This is a genomic window from Thermodesulfovibrio sp. 1176 (assembly GCF_029946585.1).
Lineage (GTDB): Bacteria > Nitrospirota > Thermodesulfovibrionia > Thermodesulfovibrionales > Thermodesulfovibrionaceae > Thermodesulfovibrio.
Genome location: NZ_JARZRZ010000001.1, coordinates 553,379 through 571,158, shown reverse-complemented (window position 1 = coordinate 571,158; position 17,780 = coordinate 553,379). Strand labels below are relative to the sequence as shown.

Sequence of the window (17,780 nt, the reverse complement as noted above, 5' to 3'; positions counted from 1 at the left end):
TTATCCTCCAAAATTAGTTTTTCCTATTGTAAATTGTCTCAATGCTTCTTGCCAATCCAAAATCTCTATATCAAGTTCTTTACACAATTTTTCATTGCTCATTGCTGAAAATTTGGGTCTTTTTGCTGGCAGATTAAAGTCTGTCTGGTAGGCTGGATAGATAAATTTTTTAATTCCTTTTAGTCTCATAAACTCCTTTGCCCACTCATACCTGGAAGCATAACCAGAGTTGGTAAGATGCCAAAGTCCTGTGAGTCCCTTTTCAATTGCTCTCAGTGTAACATCTACCATTGTTTTTGTCGATGTAGGGGCAGAAAATTCATCGCAGGCTATTTTTAAATACTGTTGCGTTTCTGCCCATTGAGTAAGTTTATAGAGAAAGTTTTGTTTACCTTCACCATAAACCCAGCTTGTTCTAAAAATGAGATACTTATCTAACACTTCCTCTATAAAAAGTTCTCCAAAAAGCTTACTTTTACCATATTCATTTATAGGATTTGGTCTATCTTCCTCAGTATAAAGCCCTTCCTTTGTTCCATCAAAAACATAATCTGTTGAATAATGAATAAGTTTTGCATTAATCTCTTTACAGGCTATGGCAAGGTTGTAAGAGCCTAAAGCATTAACCTTATATGTTTGTATAAAATCACTCTCTGCACCATCAACATTGTTATAGGCGGAGCAGTTTATAACTATATTGGGATGAATTTGTTTTATGATGTTGTAAACTTTGTTAAAATCAGTAATGTCAAGTTCTTCACGGGATAAAGCAACAAATTCAATATCTCTTTGGCTAAGTTCCTTTATAAACTCTGTTGCTAATTGTCCTTTTGAACCTGTAATCAGAATTTTCATTTATACACCTTTGCCCAAAATTTACTGAGATAATCCATCTTATTTTCAACCCATGTAAGATTATTTATATACCAATTTATAGTCTCCCTTATCCCATCCTTAAATTTTGTCTTTGGATACCATCCCAGTTTTTCTATTTTATCCGAATCCATTGCATACCTGTAGTCATGCCCTGGTCTATCCTGCACAAATTTTATTAATTCCTTTGGTTTGTGAAGAATCTCAATAATGGTTTCTACTATCTGGATATTTCTTAGTTCCTCACTTCCTGGGACATTATAAATCTCTCCATCCCTTCCCTTTTCCATTACTTTCATCACTGCAGATGCACAGTCTTCAACATAAAGCCATTGTCTTATGTTTTTTCCATCCCCATAAACTGGTATGGGTTCATTCTTAATAGCTTTAACAATAACAACAGGAATTAGTTTTTCAGGATACTGCCAAGGTCCGTAGTTATTTGATGGTCTTACTGTGATTACCGGTAATCCGTATGTTCTCATATAGGCTCTGCCAAGCATATCCTGACCTGCTTTACTTACTGAATAGGGAGAGTTTGGCATAAGAGGTGAGGATTCTGTAAATTTTCCTTCTTCATCAAGTTCTCCATAAACCTCATCAGTTGATATGTTTATAAATCTTTGAATGCCATATTTTCTTGACAGGTCAAGTAGATTAAGGGTGCCTTCAATATTGGTTTTTATAAATATATTTGGCTCAAGAATGCTACGGTCAACATGAGACTCTGCTGCAAAGTGAACAACAACCTCTGGTTTTTCTTTTTTGAATACTTCTTCAAGGGCTGGTTTATTTGTTATATCAACCTTATAAAATCTATAGCTACCTTCTACATTTTTAAGTCTTTCAATATCTCCAGCATAGGTTAAGACATCAATCACTGCTACAGCATAACCTGATAAGACAGCTTGCTTTACAAATTCGCTTCCTATAAATCCAGCACCACCTGTGACAAGTAATTTCATTGGACTATTTTGATTTTCTTGTTTTTAAAACTTCATCTACTGTAAGTCCGCTTTTTCTAATAAGTCCTCTTAATAATCCTGGTGCTAATTCTTTATGATTTGGTATAGACAATGTTGGTCTTGATTCATAATAGAAAGTCATAGAAATATCTCTTTTTCTTCATATTTCTCTAATCTTCTATGTTTTTTTCTACTTCTAACCATCATTTTATCGCATCTTTTATATTTTTTATAGCTTCGTCAATTGTTTTGTCTTGACTCATGTATCCTAATAATTCCAGTACATATAAATAACCCTTCAAGAGCGTATATTATTATAATCTTTTTATAAAAATTTTTACATGTCACATTCAATTCCGTAAATATTTTAAATTCATTGTAAGAAGTTGCATTAGGAGGCAAGACACTTCGTTCGGCTTTGACTCATGAATAGTTTTTAATTTTTATATGTTTCCCTTTACTATTTCTGGAAAAATTTCTATATTTTGTTCAATATACTTTGTTACATCATGAACTTTTGGGACATCAAGTCCAAAAAAAGTTATACAACTTCCTAAGATTCTCTTACTACATCTGAATAAGATTCTTCATTTTTCAAAAACTCAAGCATTTTGATTCTCTTTTCAGCTCTAAAAATATAATCTTCTACGAAAAAAATTCACTGTCAAGACAGGCTTATAGGTCATTTTTGTATCATATTTTTCAGCTTCAATTATCGTTGGGTCTATATAAAGTGTATACTCTTTCCGTCCCTCTGAAGGAAGGCATTTTTTGATTCCTGTGAGTTTTCTTAATGCATTATCCATTCTTCTATAGTCTTGCCTCCTGTAAGCATAAGAAGTATTGGTTCAATAAACAGTATGCAGGATAACCCAATCTTTGAGGGACAAAGTTCCTCAAACTCTCCTTAGATAAAAATAAAGAATTTATCTTTTTGGGATACAAAAGTGCAAATCCCCTTTGAGAGTTTCATCATAAACTGCTAAGTCTGCTCTTACCGTTATTTCATCTTTTGTGTGGGATAACTTGAAAGAAAGTATAGTTTGTTTTATCATATCGATGAACCTCCTTTTTTTATTTATTTAATCTATTGGGGGATATTTTATATCACCCTTAAAATTAAAATCCTATAAAAAGGAGGCTCACTTTTTTATATGCCTATCGGCAATTTCAGGTGTAGTTTGTTTCTTGATTTTTTATGTAATAAGTGTTACATTAAAATCAGTTAGATAACATAAAAGGAGGAAAGACATACCACAATTGAGAAACATTTAAAAATTAGTCTTAAGAAAACAGGAAAGAATTATAATCTGGCTTGATGGAGATCCTGAAAAAAGGCTGAAAAACATGATATTACAAAGATTTATGAATTCGGAAGGTGGATAAAAGAGAAATATGGAAAAAAGGGCATTCAAGAATATATCCAGCATATCCATGATGATATAAAGGCTAAATTCGAGCATATCCAACATGATCTCGAAAAAAACCATAAAGGATACGCTGGCATACTTTAGTGTAAGATAGGAGGCTGTTATGAGTTATAAAATTCAGAATACAGACATAGAGATTTTGAGGAATGCTGGGGTTTTGGAGGATGATATAAAACACTGTATTAAAGTAGCTGAAAAGGCACTGGAGATTGCAAGTAGGATTGAGGTCTCTGCTCAAGTTAAATTAGACATGGAGCTTATAGGTAGAGGTGCCTTATTTCATGACCTTGGTAAGGCAAAGACTCATGAGATTGAACATGGAAAGATTGGCGCAGAGATAGGAAAAAAGATCGGATTACCAGAGGAAATTACAGCAGTTATGGAAAAACATATCAGGGGTGGACTCACTGAAGAAGAGGCAAAGGAGCTTGGATTGCCTGTAAAGGACTACACCTTGAAGAAGCTTGAGGAAAAAATAGTGATATATGCTGATAGACTTGTTGATATAATCACGGATGGAATTGTTGAGCTTAAAGATGAATCTGAGGCAGAAGAGAGGTTTGAAGAAATACTAAAGACCTATCCAAAATATGGTAAAAATGAGAAGACCCTCCAGAGGTATCTGGGTTACCACAGAGAAATACAAAGACTGATTAAGAAGGCTTAAATTGTGAAATTAAGTCCTTTTATGCTTTTATGCATCACGGGGCTTTTTGCTATCTTCAGCTCTACTATATCAAAAAGCCCTGTGCTTCCCCTTTTTGCTACCCACCTTGGTGCAGGACCTTCAGAAGTTGGTATAGTTGCCTCTGTCTCTGCCTTTACTGGAATAATTGCAAGCATACCAGCAGGAATTCTTTCTGATAGGCTTGGAAGAAGACGAATGCTCTTTTTTTCATTAATAGTCTTTTCAACTGCTCCATTTCTCTATATTTTGATAGATAATATATGGCAGCTTGCCCTCGTTAGATTCTATCATGGATTTGCTACTGCAATATTTGTTCCGGTTGCTATGGCTCTTGTAGCAGACCTCTTTCATAAAGAGAGGGGAGAGAAGATGGGATGGTTTTCTACTGCAACCTTAATTGGAAGATTTATGGCACCAATTGCTGGTGGGACTATAATAGGAGCTTTAGTATTTAATCCAGGACTTAGTTACAAAATTGTTTATCTTATATGTGGACTTGCTGGCATTATAGCCCTTATACTAACATTTAGATTACCATCTATAGATAAGAAGTTTGAAAGACAAAAATGGAAAGAAACATTTTCATCTTTCAAATCAGTTCTTTCAAACAGGCTTATCCTTACCACAGCAGGGGTAGAGGCAGGCATACTCTTTGCCTACGGGACATTCGAGACATTTCTTCCCATTTATTCTATAAAATCAGGACTCACTGCCTACGAGGTTGGAATATGTCTATCTGCACAGATTATAACCCTTGCCTTCACAAAGCCTGCAATGGGAAGGTTTTCAGATAAACATGGAAGGAAGCCCCAGATATTCTGGGGTGCCCTGCTTGGTGCATTGTGCATTAGCAGTTTTTCTCTTTTTAAATCATTTTTTCCTATTCTTTTAATAAGCATACTATTTGGCTTAAGCCTTTCAATTGTGACATCTGCTACATCAGCATTTATCGCTGATTTAAGTAAAAGTGAAGCCCGTGGATCAGCAATGGGAATATTGGGTTCTGTCATGGACATAGGACATACAATAGGTCCTTTGTTGTCAGGGATTGTGGCAATCTATTTTGGTATTGAAAAGGCTTTCATAGCTGCTGGAGTGGTTCTTTTAACAATTACCTTTGTTTTTTTTGTAAAAGTTTCTGTAATAAAAAATTAATGATAAAAATTATGCTTTCTGCTGATGGATATAAAACCTTTCCTAGTTTGGAAGTCCCCTTCATGATATAATTAAAAAATGTTTCATCCCATCAAAATAAAAGAATATAGAGCCTATTGGATAACACAAACTATTTCCTTAAGTGGTACATGGATGCAACAGATTGCTCAAAATTGGCTTGTATATGTTTTGACAAAATCTGCTTTTTATCTTGGGTTAATATCCTTTCTGTCTTCCTTTCCGATGTTAATTTTTACTCTTTTTGGTGGTGTTTTAGCGGATAGGTATTCAAGAAGAAAAATATTAATTTTTACTCAGATTTTTTCTCTTTTTCCTGCTTTATTCTTAGGATTGATAATCCATTTCAATATGGTTACTGTATGGCATGTAGCTATAGCTTCTTTTATTTTTGGAGTGGCTGCAGCTTTTGATATGCCAGCAAGACAAGCTTTTATTGCAGAAATTGTTCCTGAAAATATTTTAACTTCAGCCATTGCAATGCAATCTATGTCTTTTAATATCGCAAGAATAATAGGTCCTATTTTAGCGGGTTTTATTGTCACATATTTAAATTTTCAAATGTGCTTTTATCTTAATGCACTGAGTTTTTTACCACTAATAATAATTTTACTTATTTTATGTAATAAAAGCTGTGGTCATCCTTCAGAGCATGCTCCTATTAAAACCTTCTTTAAGGAAGGTTTTGTGTTTCTATTTAATAATAAAAATATTTTATATGTAATTTGTGCAGTTGGTTCTTTTACAATATTCGGTATATCCTTTATACCAATTTTGCCCATTTTAGCCGATGAAGTTTTAAAGGCTGGTGCTAAGGGACTTGGAATGATTGTTTCTTCTATTGGAGTAGGCTCATTAATGGCTGCTACTTTAATTGCCTTAAAAAAAGATATTAAAGAAAAACAGACTCATATATTTAAAGCATCTCTTCTATTTCCTGTTGGACTTTTGGGGATTGCTTTTTCAAAAAATATCTATATAGCAATGGCATTTGCTTTTCTATTAGGTTTTGCCTTTGTTAACTTTTTTACTGTTAGCAACAGTTTTATTCAGCATCAGACAGAACAAAGACTTAAGGGACGTATTATGAGTTTCTTTTCTTTTGTTTTTCTTGGTTTTACACCAATAGGGAATATTTTTGCAGGCATTTTGGTCGACCATTTAGGAATAAAGACAGTTCTAATAATATACTCTTTTTTATGCCTTTTACTTGGTACACTATTTCTAAGAATTTTACCTAGAAAATTATCTAATTAGCTAATGCTCCTATGTATGATAACTATTTATAATAGAAGAATGAAAAAAGTAATCATTATTTTGTTAGGACCTACAGCAGTTGGCAAAACTGAAATATCTATTAATCTTGCAAAAATTTTAAATACAGAAATAATAAGCTCTGATTCCATGCAAATTTATAAATTTATGGATATAGGAACAGCTAAACCAACGCCTGAACAAAGAAAAGAAATAACCCATCATATGATTGATATTGTTAATCCCTGGGAATATTTCAGTACAGGAGCTTATATTGATAAAGTTAAGATAATCATAGAAAAAATTTTTAATGAAGATAAAATCCCTTTAGTTGTCGGAGGAACAGGACTTTATCTTAGGGCAATGACAGAAGGAATTTTTGAAGGACCAGATGCTGATTGGAATCTTAGAAAACAATTAATAGAAACTGAAAAAAGGCATCCTGGTTATCTGTATAAACTTCTCAAAGAAGTTGACCCTGTAGCTGCTGAAAAGATTAACACTGCAGACCTTAGAAGAACAATAAGAGCCTTAGAAGTTTTTTATAAGGAAAAGAAAAAAATAACAGAAATGCAAAAACAATTTACCAGAGGATTACCTTATGAATTTCTAAAAATAGGCATTACCCGTGACAGAAAGGAACTTTACAAAATAATAGAAAATCGAATTGATGAAATGCTGGAAAAAGGCTTAATAGAGGAAGTAAGGAAAATTTTATATCTAATCAAAAAAAATTCTACCGATTGCAGTCAACCCTTACCAGCATTACAGGCTATTGGTTATAAAGAAATTGCAGGATATCTTTCAGATTTATATAGTCTTTCTGAGGCTATAAGATTAACAAAAAAAAGAACAAAAATGTATGCTAAAAGACAGTATACATGGTTTAAGAAAGAAAAAGACATTGTTTGGTTTGATATAACAAATCGTTTTGACAGTGACAAAATAGCAGGTGAAATTTTCGATTTAATAAAAACTAAGATATTATTGCCTTCTTAATTGCTTGTGCATCATTTGTAGGAGGCTGGCATTCGAAGTTTTTACACAAATAATAAGTTGTTTTTTCATTAATCAGATTCATATTTTTAATATTTGGAAATATTTTTTCTGTCTCTGAATCTCGAACTAAAATCAATAAGTTTGGAATAAAATCATTATTAAGTTCTATCAAAAAATTGAATGCCTCTGCTCGATTTTCTGGAATCACAACTAATTCAAAAGTTCCCTTTAAAATTAAATCAAGGGCAATTAATGAAAAAGCATAATTAGAAGGCATCTTAGATATTTCATCGGAAAAAGCTTTCAAGGTCTGCTTTGCTATATTCTCATATTCTATATTTCCTGTAATTCTTGCTAATCTTATGAGATTGTAAGCCATTACTGCGTTTCCGGAAGGCAAAACTCCATCATAGGATTCTTTAACTCTTGTAAGAATCAATTCTGAATACTGTGGTGTATGATAGAAACCATTGTTTTCATAATCCCAAAAATGTTGGATGGTATTATTATTTATTTCAATTGCCTTGGACAGATAAATGCTTTTAAATGTTGCTAAATATAATTCTATCAAAGCCCATATTAAATAGGCATGATCTTCTAAATAGGCATAAACTAAAGATTCTCCATCTTTGTATACATGTAAAAGTCTATCTTTGTTATCAAACATATGATTTGAAATAAAATCCATACACTTTTCAGCAGTTTGCAAATAATCATTTCTTTTAAAGGCAACTGCTGACTTTACAAAGGCAATGCAGGCAAGAGAATTCCAATCAGTAAGTATTTTTTCATCTCTAAAGGGTTTAACTCTTTTTTGTCTAATTTTAAGAAGTTTTTCTCTGATATTTCTTAAGTGAGTTTTTAAAAAATCTAAATTTATTTTAAATTCCTCAGCATATTCTTCTAAATCTTTATGAATGTAAAGAATGTTCTTGCCGGTTTTTTTTTTTTTTTGAATTTCGTCATAAAAATTTCCTTCCTCTGACAAAGAAAAAAGTTTTTCTGCAATTAAAATTTCATCTTCTTTTAACTCCTTTTCAATTTCTTCATAGCTCCATATATAAAATTTACCCTCTTGCCCTTCACTATCAGCATCTATAGCAGAGTAAAAAACTCCTTTCTCATAATACATATCTCTTAAGAGAAAATCTGCTATTTCATTGGCAACATCTTTATAAAATTCATTCTTTGTGATTTGATAAGCCTCAGTATATGTAATCATTAAAAGAGCATTATCATAAAGCATTTTTTCAAAATGGGGAACAATCCACATTCTATCAGTTGAGTATCGATGAAATCCAAAACCAATTTGATCATATATTCCACCAAATCTCATTTTTTTCATAGTATAAAGATTCATATTTAAAGCATCATTTTCTTTGCTTCTATAATAATATCGATGAATATACATAAGATTAAGGGGAAGAGGAAATTTGGGGGATATACCAAATCCACCAAATTCTCTGTCAAATTGAGACTTCAACTCTTTATATCCTCTTTCAAGGATTTCTTCAGATAAATCATAGATACCTTCACTTTTTGATTTGATACTCTTAAAGGCTGAAGTTATGCTATCAGCGACCTCATTAATTTTCTCTCTATTTGATTGCCATATATGAATAATTCGGAGGAGTAAATTTTTAAGACCTATTTTCCCAAAAGCATCATCCTTTGGTATATAAGTATCTACATAAAAGGGCTTTTTTTGATAATTCATAAAAACTGTTAAGGGCCAACCTCCATGATTGTTAAATATATAACAAAATTTCATATAAATATTATCAATATCGGGTCTTTCTTCTCTGTCAACTTTTATAGATACAAAAAATTTGTTTAAAATCTCGGCAATTTCTTGATTTTCAAAGGATTCCTTTTCCATTACATGACACCAATGACAGGTAGAATAACCAATTGAAAGAAATACGGGTTTGTCTTCAATTTGAGCTTTTTTAAATGCTTCATCACACCAAGAATACCAGTCAACAGGATTATAAGCATGTTGACGTAAATAGGGACTTTTTTCATTTATTAACCGATTAGGAGACATAATTTTAATTATAATGTTTTTAGATAGGCAATAATATTTTCTATTTCCTCATCGGATAAATCAGCAAAAGAGGGCATGTATCTGTAAGGTTTTTTAATCTGATTAATAACATTTTCAACTGTTGCAGGTTTTTTACTTACTGGTAATGACTTTTCTTTTAAAATATCTTTAAGCCCTGGTGCTGCTCTTTTGAAATCTTTTTTATCAGTATAATGGCACGAAGAACAATTTCTTTGAAAAAGTACTTTGCCTTTTTCAACATTACTTTGCCCATTTTTAGCAAATAACGGAGTTTCTATTTTATTTTCAATGGAAGATTTTTCTAAACTTCCTGTTACTAAACTATAACCTGTTGAAAAGAAAAGAAGATTGAAAGTAAGAAGAGCTATTATAATACCTAATAACTTTGCATAGGAATAAAACTGTCTATAATACCTTATAAAATTAATTTTTAACATTAAGAGCAGAAATATGGAAAGAGCTGAAAATACATGCATTGTTGCTCTCGGTGAAAGTTCCTGCTTTGATTGAGATAGATAGTAAATACAGAAAATAGCTCCAGCTAAAAAAATAATGAAAAATATTCTACCATTAATCTTGTGTAACTTTTTCAGTAAATCCATATCTTTTCTCCTTTCAGTTTTTCCAAAAATTTCAAACATAGTATACATTGCAAAAAGTGAAGAGATAATTAGAAGAATTGATAGAGAAATTTTCAATATCATAAATAATTTTATCATAATTTTTAAAAAAGTCAATCTATAATTCTGCCATCTAACATCTTGATTATTTTCTTTGTCTTTTTAGTTAAATCAATATCATGGGTTACCATTATGATTGTTTTACCTTCTTCATTTAAATTGCAAAAAATTTCCATAACAATTTCAGTATTCTTTGAATCAAGATTTCCAGTTGGTTCATCGGCAATAATTACAAGAGGTTCATTTGCAAGAGCCCTTGCAATAGCAACTCTTTGTTGTTCTCCTCCTGAAATCTGAAAGGGTTTTCTCTTTTCTTTTCCTTTAAGTCCTAATTTATTTAAAACTTCATAGGCTTTTTCTTTTGCTTCCTCTTTTTTTTTACCTGCTTTTAATATGGGAGCCATAACATTTTCAATCAATGAAAATTCAGAAATTAAATAATGAAACTGAAATATAAAGCCAAATTTCATGTTTCTTAGATGGGCTATTTTTTCTGGATAATCATAATCTACTCTTTCACCTTCAATAATTACTTCTCCGCTGTTAGGTCTATCTAAAAGCCCTATTATGTATAAAAGAGAACTTTTTCCAGAGCCCGAAGGACCTATAACGCTTATAAAATCACCTTTTTGAATTGTTAGATTAATATCTTTGAGAATCTCTTCATCTCTAATTTTTTTATTGATATTTACTAATTCAACAATAGTATTCAAGCACTACTCCTGAAAATATCAACAGGATTAAGTTTTGATGCCTTATAGGAAGGATAAAAGGCAGCAATAAAGGAAAAGAAAAAGGCAAAAAGCACACCATATAAAAAATAAACAGGATTTCTATCAAGAGCAAAACCCTTTGTTCTAACTAAACCTTCTACACTTATATTAACAGAAGCTAAAAACTCTTGAAGTAAATAACCTGTTAGACATCCAAGAAGAGAACCAAAAAATCCAATTGTTATTCCATGAAAAACAAATATTTTCACTATATCTGAGTCTTCATAGCCCAGAGCTTTAAGAATGGCTATATCCCTCTTTTTTTCCAAAACTGTCATCATAATAATATTAAAAATACCAAAGGCAGAAACAATAAGAATTGCAAAAACAATCATATAGGTAATATAATTCTGAATTTTAAATAATTGAAGAAAGTTTCTGAAAGCCTTCTTCCAGCTTTCTGTGTAATATCCTGTATCTTTGTTTATTCTGTCAGCGATTTCATCGGCTTTATTTACATCCTTTACTCTGAATACTATCTCATTTACTTCATTTATTTTATTGAGTATAGTCTGAAGGGTTTTCAAATTCATATAAATTCTTGTCTGATCGAGCATTGTAATCCCAGATTCAAAAAAATCTGTAACTTTAAAAAGATGGGTACTACCATTCGGAGTTGTCAAAATAACCTTCTTGCCTAATTCATCTATACCGAGGTCTCTTGCTAAAAGTTTTCCTATAATTATGCTGTCTCTGTCAGTTATCAAGGTATCCAGTTTTTTATTTATTGTAAACCTATCAATTGGAGAAGTTGTTCTTTCTAAAACAGGATCAATGCCTATAAGGGAAGCAGATTTTTCAATTGTCCCATATTTAACAATACCTTGCCCTGTAAGATGTGGAGAGACTCCTACAATATCTTTGTCTTTTTCGTATTTTGCAATTATGAATTTAAAATCCGTAACTTTATCTTTTAAATCCTTAGGTTTAGCCCCGAAAACTTGATAATAAACATTGTCTCCATATGCTAATTTTATTATTTTACCTTTGTCAGGTTCATCCTTAATTTTCAATGTAATATGCGCGTTTACATCTAAAGCCTGTTCAATAAAATATTTTTGAAATCCATTCATCAAAGATGCCATAGCTATAAAAGCTCCAACACCAATTGAAACACCAACTATTGCAACCACTGTTTGTCTTTTTCTTTCAAAAAGAAATTTTAAAGTGACGAAAAATATATGTTTCATTTTATGATAACTTCCTGTCCCTCTTTAAGCCCGGAATTAACAAGAAGAAATCCATTAAATTTAATTGGAGATATGTCAACTCTGATTTTTTTTGCTTTTCTACCATCAAGGACTTCCACATAACCTTCCTTATAAGCAGATGCAGGAATAAAAAGTCCTTCTACTTCCCTTATTATTATATTTGCCTCAACAGTTAGATTAAAAAATACTTCCTTACCGTAATTAACTTCAGCTTTTACTTTTACTGTTCTTGAACTTCTGTCTGATTGCGCCTCAATGGTTTTTATTTTACCCTCAAATATCTCTTTCGGATAGGGATCAAGGGTGATTAAAACCTTCATTCCTTCTTTAACTAAAGGAATGTATTCTTCATCAACAAGAAGAACTGTTTCTAAATTTTTTTCGTTTCCTACAGTAAAAAGGGTATTATTCTGTTGTAAATGATTAATATAATCACCTTCATTGACAAACTTCCTTAAAATTTTTCCATTTATTGGAGATTTTATATAGTATTTATCTAATTCCGCTTTTATAGCTCTTTGTTTAGCTTTTAAGCTTTCAAATTCATATGAAAGTGTTTTTATTGCGTCATTGTAGATATTTAACTGCCTTTCATAATCTCTTTTTGCCACATCATAGGCTTTTTTAATTTCATCAAACTGTTCTTTAGAAACTAATTCTTCCTCATATAGAGCCTTTCTTCTTTGATAGTTTTTCTCAACATTTTCCAATATTGATTTTTTAATTTCTATGGCATGAAGTAAATCCTGTCTGAAATCGGAACCGGGTGCCAATTTATCTCTTAATTTACCAAGTTGTGCTTCAACTTCCTTAAGATTTTCTTTAATGGTCTCATTTGAAATTATGGCAAGAAGTTGTCCTCTTTTGACTAAATCATTTTCCTTTACAAAAATTTTTTCAATATATCCCGAAACTTCTGATTTAACAACAACACTATCTGAGGAATCAATAAAACCTGAGGCATAAACAGATTGAACCATCTTTTTTCGTTCAACTTTGTAAGTGCTTTCATAGGATTTTTTCGATAATATTAAATACAAAAGCAAAAAAAACAGAAGAAAAATTCCAATAATTATAAATGTTAGTTTTCTATTCTTGAGTAATCTCATCTCTGTACTTTCATATTTTAACATACTGTTTTTTTATATTTATGAGTTTGTTATTGTTCTTGAGAGAAAAACTAAATATTCTAAATTGGTATTGACATAATAAAATTTTTTACGGTAAACTTTTATTATCCAACTGAAGTTGGATCTACAATCTAAGCCATGAAGGTAAAGGGATGAACCCTTAAAACTTCATGGCTTTTATTTTTAGCTTCCATACTTGCCCCCTCACCCCTTAGTTGCCCCCTAAGGGGTGTCCCTCCCAAAGGAGACCCTTGTGAAAGGGTCTCCTTTTCTTATTTTCTTGATAAAAATGTTATCATAAAAAATGAAAAAAATTATTTTAGCAATTACAGGGGCATCTGGCATCATATATGGTATTAAACTTCTCAATTATCTTTTAGAAAGATTTCACACTGAACTTATTATCTCAAATTCTTCCATAAGTGTTATAAAACAAGAAACTTCTTTATCTTTTAACAATTTTGAAGATTTAAAAAAATCTTTTACTCATCCTAATCTAAAAATTTATTCTGATGCTGATATATCAGCTCCTACTGCAAGTGGATCCTATCAAACAGAGGGAATGTTTATAGTGCCTTGTTCTATGAAAACCCTTTCTGCAATAGCAAATGGTTATGCAGATAATCTTATTACGAGAACAGCAGATGTAATTATAAAAGAAAAACGCAAACTTGTAATAGCTCCAAGAGAAATGCCTTTAAGTGTACTTCATCTTGAAAACATGCTTAAGCTTGCAAAGATCGGTGTTATAATTGCACCTCCTATACCTGCCTTTTATCATAAACCAGAAAATATAGATGATATTGTAAATTTTATAGTAGGTAAATTGCTTGACTGTATGGGGATAGATAATAATCTATACAGGAGATGGAATGGCTAAAGTTGGTGTTTTAATGCTAAATATGGGAGGACCTGATTCTTTAGAAGCAGTAAAACCTTTTTTATTCAATCTTTTTAATGATCCCTATATAGCAAATTTTGGAATATTACAAAAACCCATGGCATGGCTTATTTCAACCCTAAGAAGTAGGAAAGTAATAGAAGCCTATAAACAAATTGGTGGAAAATCTCCTTTAAAGGAAATCACCCTCTCACAATCGGATTTGCTTGAAAAATCCTTAGGTGAAAAATTTTCTGTTAAAGTTGGTATGAATTACTGGCATCCCTTTATTGAAGAATCATTAAAGGAGTTTGAAAAAGAAAATATAAAAAATATAATTGCTTTATCACTATACCCACAGTTTTGCAAAGCAACTACCTCTTCAGCTATTGAAAGATTTAAAAAATTTGCAAAGGTTAAATTTAGTTACGAAATCATAGATTCATGGTGTGATTATCCTCTATTTATAGAGGCATGGGCAGAGAAAATATCAAAATCATTTAATAACTTTGGCGAAGGCTTTGTACTCTTTAGTGCCCACGGTATCCCTCTTTCTTTACATAAAAAAGGTGACCCTTATATTTCTGAAGTTAACAGAACAGTTAACGCTATTGTAAGGAAAATGAATCTTAAAGAATGGAGTTTGTGTTTTCAAAGTAGAACTGGTCCTGTAAAATGGGTAGAACCGTCAACTGAAAAAACTTTAGAAGAACTTGCTAAAAAAGGTATAAAAAAAACATTCATCGTTCCAATAAGTTTTGTATCTGACCATATTGAGACTCTTTATGAAATAGATATTGTTTATAAAAAGATTGCTCAATCTATGGGATTAAATTTAATTAGAATAGAATCTCTCAATACCTCGCAAAAATTTATTGAAGCACTAAAGGGTATTTTATTAGATTATTTAAAAGGAGGCAAAGATGCGTTACGGAGAAAAGGCTATTGAAGAGGCAAAACTCGAAGCTTGGGATAATCCCTATCCCGACCGAGATTATAAAATAGAGATAACTTTTCCTGAATTTACATGTCTTTGTCCTCGTTCAGGATATCCAGATTTTGCAACTATAAAGATAAATTACATACCTGATAAAAAGATTATTGAGTTAAAATCTTTGAAGCTCTATTTAAATTCCTATAGGTCGCAATATATTTCCCACGAAGCAGCAACTAATAAAATCTTTGATGACTTAAAAAAGATTCTTCAACCAAGATTTCTTGAAGTTATCGGTGATTTCAATCCAAGAGGTAATGTTAAAACTATTATAAAGATATCTTCTGAGAACAAATAAACTTTCCTATGGTATAATATTTTTAGCGCCCATAGCTCAGTAGGATAGAGCGTCGGACTACGAATCCGTAGGTCGGGGGTTCAAATCCTCCTGGGCGCATTTAAAATCATCCATAACAGTTTTTTTAAAGTAGGCTTCCTAAGAATAGGCTTAAAAAGACTTTTATTATTTGCCTTGAGCAATTTTCTCAAGCATTATTAATTTATCTGTTTTTCCCAATACAATGAGAGTATCTCCTTCTTTAATAATTGTTTGAGATGTTGGATTAAATTTCATTTTTCCATCTGCTCTTTTTATACCCACTATGATAACTTCTAAATCTTTTCCTAATCCGCTCTGGGCAATTGTCTTACCAATCAAAGGAGAGCCTTTTAAAACTTCAACTTCTTCAATTTGGATTTCTAAATAATCCGCACTTGTTGCAAATTCTAAAAAATCAACAACAGTGGGTCTTAACACAGTATGAGCAATTCTCAGTCCACCTATAAGATAAGGAGATACAACCCTATTTGCACCAGCTCTTATAAGTTTAGCTTCAGCTTCTTTTTCTACTGCTCTTGCTACTATAAAAAGATTTTCATTTAAAGCTCTTGCACTTAAAACTACGTATAAATTTTCTGCATCAGAAGGAAGAACAGTTATAAGAGCTTTAGCTCTCTGTACACCTGCTTTTTTTAAAACATCATCACTTGTTGCATCACCTTCAATATAAACAATACCCTCGTTTTCAGGAAGATTGGATTTATTTTTTTCAATAATTACCAATGGTAGATTGTAAACCAAAAGTTCTTTTACTATGATACTTCCCATCCTACCATAACCGCAAACTATGTAATGTTCTGAAAAATTTTCTAATCTTTTTTCCATTTTTCTTTTTTTAAAAACCTCCTTTATCTCTCCTTCAATTATTATTCTTGCTCCAACTGTGAGAGCATAGGTAAAAATTCCAAAACCGCTTAAGATGAGAATTATAGTAAAAATTTTACCAATTTCTGAAAGATCTTTAACTTCTCTAAATCCTACTGTAGCAAGAGTAATTACAGTCATATAAAGGGCATCTAAAAATTGCATCTCCTCAAGATACATATATCCTATTGTTCCTGCAAGCAATATGAAGAAGAGTAAAAAAGGAATTAAAAAAATTTTTTTTCTAATCAGACTCATGAAAGTTATAGAAAAAATATGCAACATTGAAATATTAATAAATTATACCAAAGTATTGAATAGTTCCAAAAGAATTTTACATTTCGAGTTCTAACCTTAAGCTTACAAAAAATATCGTTGTCTGTGCTAAAATAATCAGAAATGAAGGTTGCAATTACAGCAGATGTTCACTTAAAAACAAAAAATGAAGCTCCTGAGAGATTTAATGCCCTTCAAAATATTTTTCAACAAATAAAGGAAAGACAAATCAATAATCTTATAATTGCAGGAGATTTATTTGACAAAGAATTTTATAACTACAGTGAATTAGACCTATTATGTAAAGAATTTTCAGAGATTAAAGTTTTTGTTATACCCGGTAATCATGACTATAATATTGAGAATAAATTTTTTACTTCTTCAAATATTGATATCATTACAAAAGCAGAAATTAAAGAGATTGGTAATTTATCAATTCTTTTTATCCCCTTTGAACATGGAAAATCTATCGATGAAGTGTTATCTAAGATAGCTTATAATGAAAAATTACCTGAAAAATGGGTTTTAATAGGACATGGAGATTACATTACAGGCAATAGAGAATTAAATCCCTATGAACCAGGCTTTTACATGCCTCTTACGAGCAAAACAGTTAACAAATTCAATCCATTAAGAGTTATACTCGGACATATTCATAAACCCTTCGAATATGGCAAAGTAATCTATCCTGGTTCACCTTGCGGATTAGATATTACAGAGACAGGAAAAAGACAATTTATTATTTATGACACTAAATCTGACTACATAGAAAAAGTTTTTGTCAATAATGACAAAATTTATTTTATCGAATCCCTTTTAGTTTTACCCTTTGATGAAGAACTTGAGTTTTTAAAGGGGAAAATTGATCAAATGATTAAAAATTGGCAATTAACGCAGGAAGAACTTAAAAAAGTACAGTTACGCATTATACTTAATGGCTTTACTAAACAAGATTTAAAAGAACTTACAGATAATATCAAGAAAGTACTTTTTAATCAAGGAGTTTATTCAAATGTGGATATAGATATATCTCAAATAAATTTATTAAAAGACTATGAAAGTGAGAGATTTTTTTTGCTTAGTAAAATAAAAGAAAAAATTGACCAGCTAAATTTATACACATTCACCACTTCAAAAGAAAAGGCTTTAGAACAAGCAATGGAAATTATATTCAGAGAATAA

General features: G+C 31.2%; 19 protein-coding genes and 1 tRNA gene. 9 read left to right on the top strand and 11 right to left on the bottom strand.

The features are described from left to right. From rfbD to QI155_RS03080, 5 genes are all read right to left on the bottom strand, one after another. Positions 1-855 carry a dTDP-4-dehydrorhamnose reductase gene (gene rfbD, locus QI155_RS03100; protein ID WP_068861486.1) on the bottom strand — a complete coding sequence of 285 codons (855 nt, stop codon included), beginning with the start codon at positions 853-855 and terminating at the stop codon, positions 1-3. Further along, positions 852-1,838, bottom strand: a complete 987-nt coding sequence (gene rfbB, locus QI155_RS03095; protein ID WP_281321066.1) for a dTDP-glucose 4,6-dehydratase — start codon at positions 1,836-1,838, stop codon at positions 852-854. Before rfbB ends, rfbD begins: the two co-directional genes overlap by 4 nt. Positions 1,839-1,842: 4 nt before the next feature. Then, entirely contained in the window at positions 1,843-1,980 is a 138-nt protein-coding gene (locus tag QI155_RS03090) for a hypothetical protein (RefSeq protein ID WP_159426699.1), read from the bottom strand. Positions 1,981-2,467: 487 nt separating this feature from the next. Further along, a complete protein-coding gene (locus tag QI155_RS03085; protein WP_281321065.1) occupies positions 2,468-2,644 on the bottom strand; it encodes a hypothetical protein in 177 nt (58 codons plus the stop codon). Between the two features lie 120 nt (positions 2,645-2,764). Then, positions 2,765-2,893, bottom strand: coding sequence for a hypothetical protein (locus QI155_RS03080; RefSeq protein ID WP_256364161.1), 129 nt, complete (start codon positions 2,891-2,893; stop codon positions 2,765-2,767). Positions 2,894-3,371: 478 nt separating this feature from the next. On the opposite strand from QI155_RS03080, the gene QI155_RS03075 reads away from it, so the two are divergent. The 4 genes from QI155_RS03075 to miaA all read left to right on the top strand — a co-directional run bounded on the left by QI155_RS03075 (position 3,372) and on the right by miaA (position 7,382). Then, on the top strand, positions 3,372-3,935 hold the full coding sequence (locus QI155_RS03075) for an HDIG domain-containing metalloprotein (protein ID WP_068861484.1): 564 nt from the start codon (positions 3,372-3,374) through the stop codon (positions 3,933-3,935). A gap of 3 nt (positions 3,936-3,938) precedes the next feature. Continuing rightward, positions 3,939-5,111, top strand: a complete 1,173-nt coding sequence (locus tag QI155_RS03070; RefSeq protein WP_281321064.1) for an MFS transporter — start codon at positions 3,939-3,941, stop codon at positions 5,109-5,111. A 78-nt stretch (positions 5,112-5,189) separates the two neighbouring features. Next, on the top strand, positions 5,190-6,386 hold the full coding sequence (locus tag QI155_RS03065; RefSeq protein WP_281321063.1) for an MFS transporter: 1,197 nt from the start codon (positions 5,190-5,192) through the stop codon (positions 6,384-6,386). 15 nt (positions 6,387-6,401) lie between these two features. Continuing rightward, positions 6,402-7,382, top strand: a complete 981-nt coding sequence (gene miaA, locus QI155_RS03060; protein WP_281321062.1) for a tRNA (adenosine(37)-N6)-dimethylallyltransferase MiaA — start codon at positions 6,402-6,404, stop codon at positions 7,380-7,382. Here miaA and QI155_RS03055 read toward each other — a convergent pair. From QI155_RS03055 to QI155_RS03035, 5 genes are read right to left on the bottom strand one after another with little or no spacing between them, the layout of a single operon-like run. Continuing rightward, positions 7,360-9,429 carry a thioredoxin domain-containing protein gene (locus QI155_RS03055; RefSeq protein WP_281321061.1) on the bottom strand — a complete coding sequence of 690 codons (2,070 nt, stop codon included), beginning with the start codon at positions 9,427-9,429 and terminating at the stop codon, positions 7,360-7,362. The genes miaA and QI155_RS03055 overlap by 23 nt on opposite strands. 8 nt (positions 9,430-9,437) lie before the next feature. After that, positions 9,438-10,154 (bottom strand): cytochrome c, encoded by a 717-nt coding sequence (locus tag QI155_RS03050; RefSeq protein ID WP_281321060.1) that lies wholly within the window; start codon positions 10,152-10,154, stop codon positions 9,438-9,440. Between the two features lie 29 nt (positions 10,155-10,183). Beyond that, a complete protein-coding gene (locus QI155_RS03045; protein WP_281321059.1) occupies positions 10,184-10,843 on the bottom strand; it encodes an ABC transporter ATP-binding protein in 660 nt (219 codons plus the stop codon). After that, positions 10,840-12,093 (bottom strand): ABC transporter permease, encoded by a 1,254-nt coding sequence (locus QI155_RS03040; protein WP_281321058.1) that lies wholly within the window; start codon positions 12,091-12,093, stop codon positions 10,840-10,842. Before QI155_RS03040 ends, QI155_RS03045 begins: the two co-directional genes overlap by 4 nt. Continuing rightward, on the bottom strand, positions 12,090-13,223 hold the full coding sequence (locus QI155_RS03035) for an efflux RND transporter periplasmic adaptor subunit (protein ID WP_068861769.1): 1,134 nt from the start codon (positions 13,221-13,223) through the stop codon (positions 12,090-12,092). Before QI155_RS03035 ends, QI155_RS03040 begins: the two co-directional genes overlap by 4 nt. Positions 13,224-13,548: 325 nt before the next feature. Between QI155_RS03035 and QI155_RS03030 the strand changes: the two genes are divergently transcribed. The 4 genes from QI155_RS03030 to QI155_RS03015 all read left to right on the top strand — a co-directional run bounded on the left by QI155_RS03030 (position 13,549) and on the right by QI155_RS03015 (position 15,515). Next, positions 13,549-14,124 (top strand): UbiX family flavin prenyltransferase, encoded by a 576-nt coding sequence (locus QI155_RS03030; protein ID WP_281321057.1) that lies wholly within the window; start codon positions 13,549-13,551, stop codon positions 14,122-14,124. Beyond that, positions 14,117-15,073, top strand: a complete 957-nt coding sequence (hemH, locus tag QI155_RS03025) for a ferrochelatase (protein WP_068861676.1) — start codon at positions 14,117-14,119, stop codon at positions 15,071-15,073. Before QI155_RS03030 ends, hemH begins: the two co-directional genes overlap by 8 nt. Beyond that, positions 15,048-15,416 (top strand): preQ(1) synthase, encoded by a 369-nt coding sequence (gene queF, locus QI155_RS03020; protein ID WP_068861677.1) that lies wholly within the window; start codon positions 15,048-15,050, stop codon positions 15,414-15,416. The genes hemH and queF overlap by 26 nt, the downstream gene beginning before the upstream one ends. Positions 15,417-15,441: 25 nt before the next feature. Continuing rightward, a tRNA-Arg gene (locus QI155_RS03015) sits at positions 15,442-15,515 on the top strand. A 66-nt stretch (positions 15,516-15,581) separates the two neighbouring features. Here the strand turns inward: QI155_RS03015 and QI155_RS03010 are convergent. After that, positions 15,582-16,580: a potassium channel protein gene (locus QI155_RS03010; RefSeq protein WP_068861678.1), complete on the bottom strand. Its 999-nt coding sequence runs from the start codon at positions 16,578-16,580 to the stop codon at positions 15,582-15,584. Between the two features lie 141 nt (positions 16,581-16,721). Here QI155_RS03010 and QI155_RS03005 point away from each other — a divergent pair, with 141 nt between their 5' ends. After that, on the top strand, positions 16,722-17,780 hold the full coding sequence (locus QI155_RS03005; RefSeq protein ID WP_068861679.1) for a metallophosphoesterase: 1,059 nt from the start codon (positions 16,722-16,724) through the stop codon (positions 17,778-17,780).

What these genes read in the sequence shown, in the direction of transcription:
- QI155_RS03050 (WP_281321060.1), bottom strand. Translation starts at nt 10,154, where the DNA reads ATGATATTGAAAATTTCTCTATCAATTCTTCTAATTATCTCTTCACTT.
- QI155_RS03040 (WP_281321058.1), bottom strand. Translation starts at nt 12,093, where the DNA reads ATGAAACATATATTTTTCGTCACTTTAAAATTTCTTTTTGAAAGAAAA.
- rfbD (WP_068861486.1), bottom strand. Translation starts at nt 855, where the DNA reads ATGAAAATTCTGATTACAGGTTCAAAAGGACAATTAGCAACAGAGTTT.
- QI155_RS03080 (WP_256364161.1), bottom strand. Translation starts at nt 2,893, where the DNA reads ATGATAAAACAAACTATACTTTCTTTCAAGTTATCCCACACAAAAGAT.
- hemH (WP_068861676.1), top strand. Translation starts at nt 14,117, where the DNA reads ATGGCTAAAGTTGGTGTTTTAATGCTAAATATGGGAGGACCTGATTCT.
- QI155_RS03075 (WP_068861484.1), top strand. Translation starts at nt 3,372, where the DNA reads ATGAGTTATAAAATTCAGAATACAGACATAGAGATTTTGAGGAATGCT.
- QI155_RS03010 (WP_068861678.1), bottom strand. Translation starts at nt 16,580, where the DNA reads ATGAGTCTGATTAGAAAAAAAATTTTTTTAATTCCTTTTTTACTCTTC.
- QI155_RS03030 (WP_281321057.1), top strand. Translation starts at nt 13,549, where the DNA reads ATGAAAAAAATTATTTTAGCAATTACAGGGGCATCTGGCATCATATAT.
- QI155_RS03005 (WP_068861679.1), top strand. Translation starts at nt 16,722, where the DNA reads ATGAAGGTTGCAATTACAGCAGATGTTCACTTAAAAACAAAAAATGAA.
- miaA (WP_281321062.1), top strand. Translation starts at nt 6,402, where the DNA reads ATGATAACTATTTATAATAGAAGAATGAAAAAAGTAATCATTATTTTG.
- QI155_RS03085 (WP_281321065.1), bottom strand. Translation starts at nt 2,644, where the DNA reads ATGGATAATGCATTAAGAAAACTCACAGGAATCAAAAAATGCCTTCCT.
- QI155_RS03035 (WP_068861769.1), bottom strand. Translation starts at nt 13,223, where the DNA reads ATGAGATTACTCAAGAATAGAAAACTAACATTTATAATTATTGGAATT.
- queF (WP_068861677.1), top strand. Translation starts at nt 15,048, where the DNA reads ATGCGTTACGGAGAAAAGGCTATTGAAGAGGCAAAACTCGAAGCTTGG.
- QI155_RS03065 (WP_281321063.1), top strand. Translation starts at nt 5,190, where the DNA reads ATGTTTCATCCCATCAAAATAAAAGAATATAGAGCCTATTGGATAACA.
- rfbB (WP_281321066.1), bottom strand. Translation starts at nt 1,838, where the DNA reads ATGAAATTACTTGTCACAGGTGGTGCTGGATTTATAGGAAGCGAATTT.
- QI155_RS03055 (WP_281321061.1), bottom strand. Translation starts at nt 9,429, where the DNA reads ATGTCTCCTAATCGGTTAATAAATGAAAAAAGTCCCTATTTACGTCAA.
- QI155_RS03090 (WP_159426699.1), bottom strand. Translation starts at nt 1,980, where the DNA reads ATGACTTTCTATTATGAATCAAGACCAACATTGTCTATACCAAATCAT.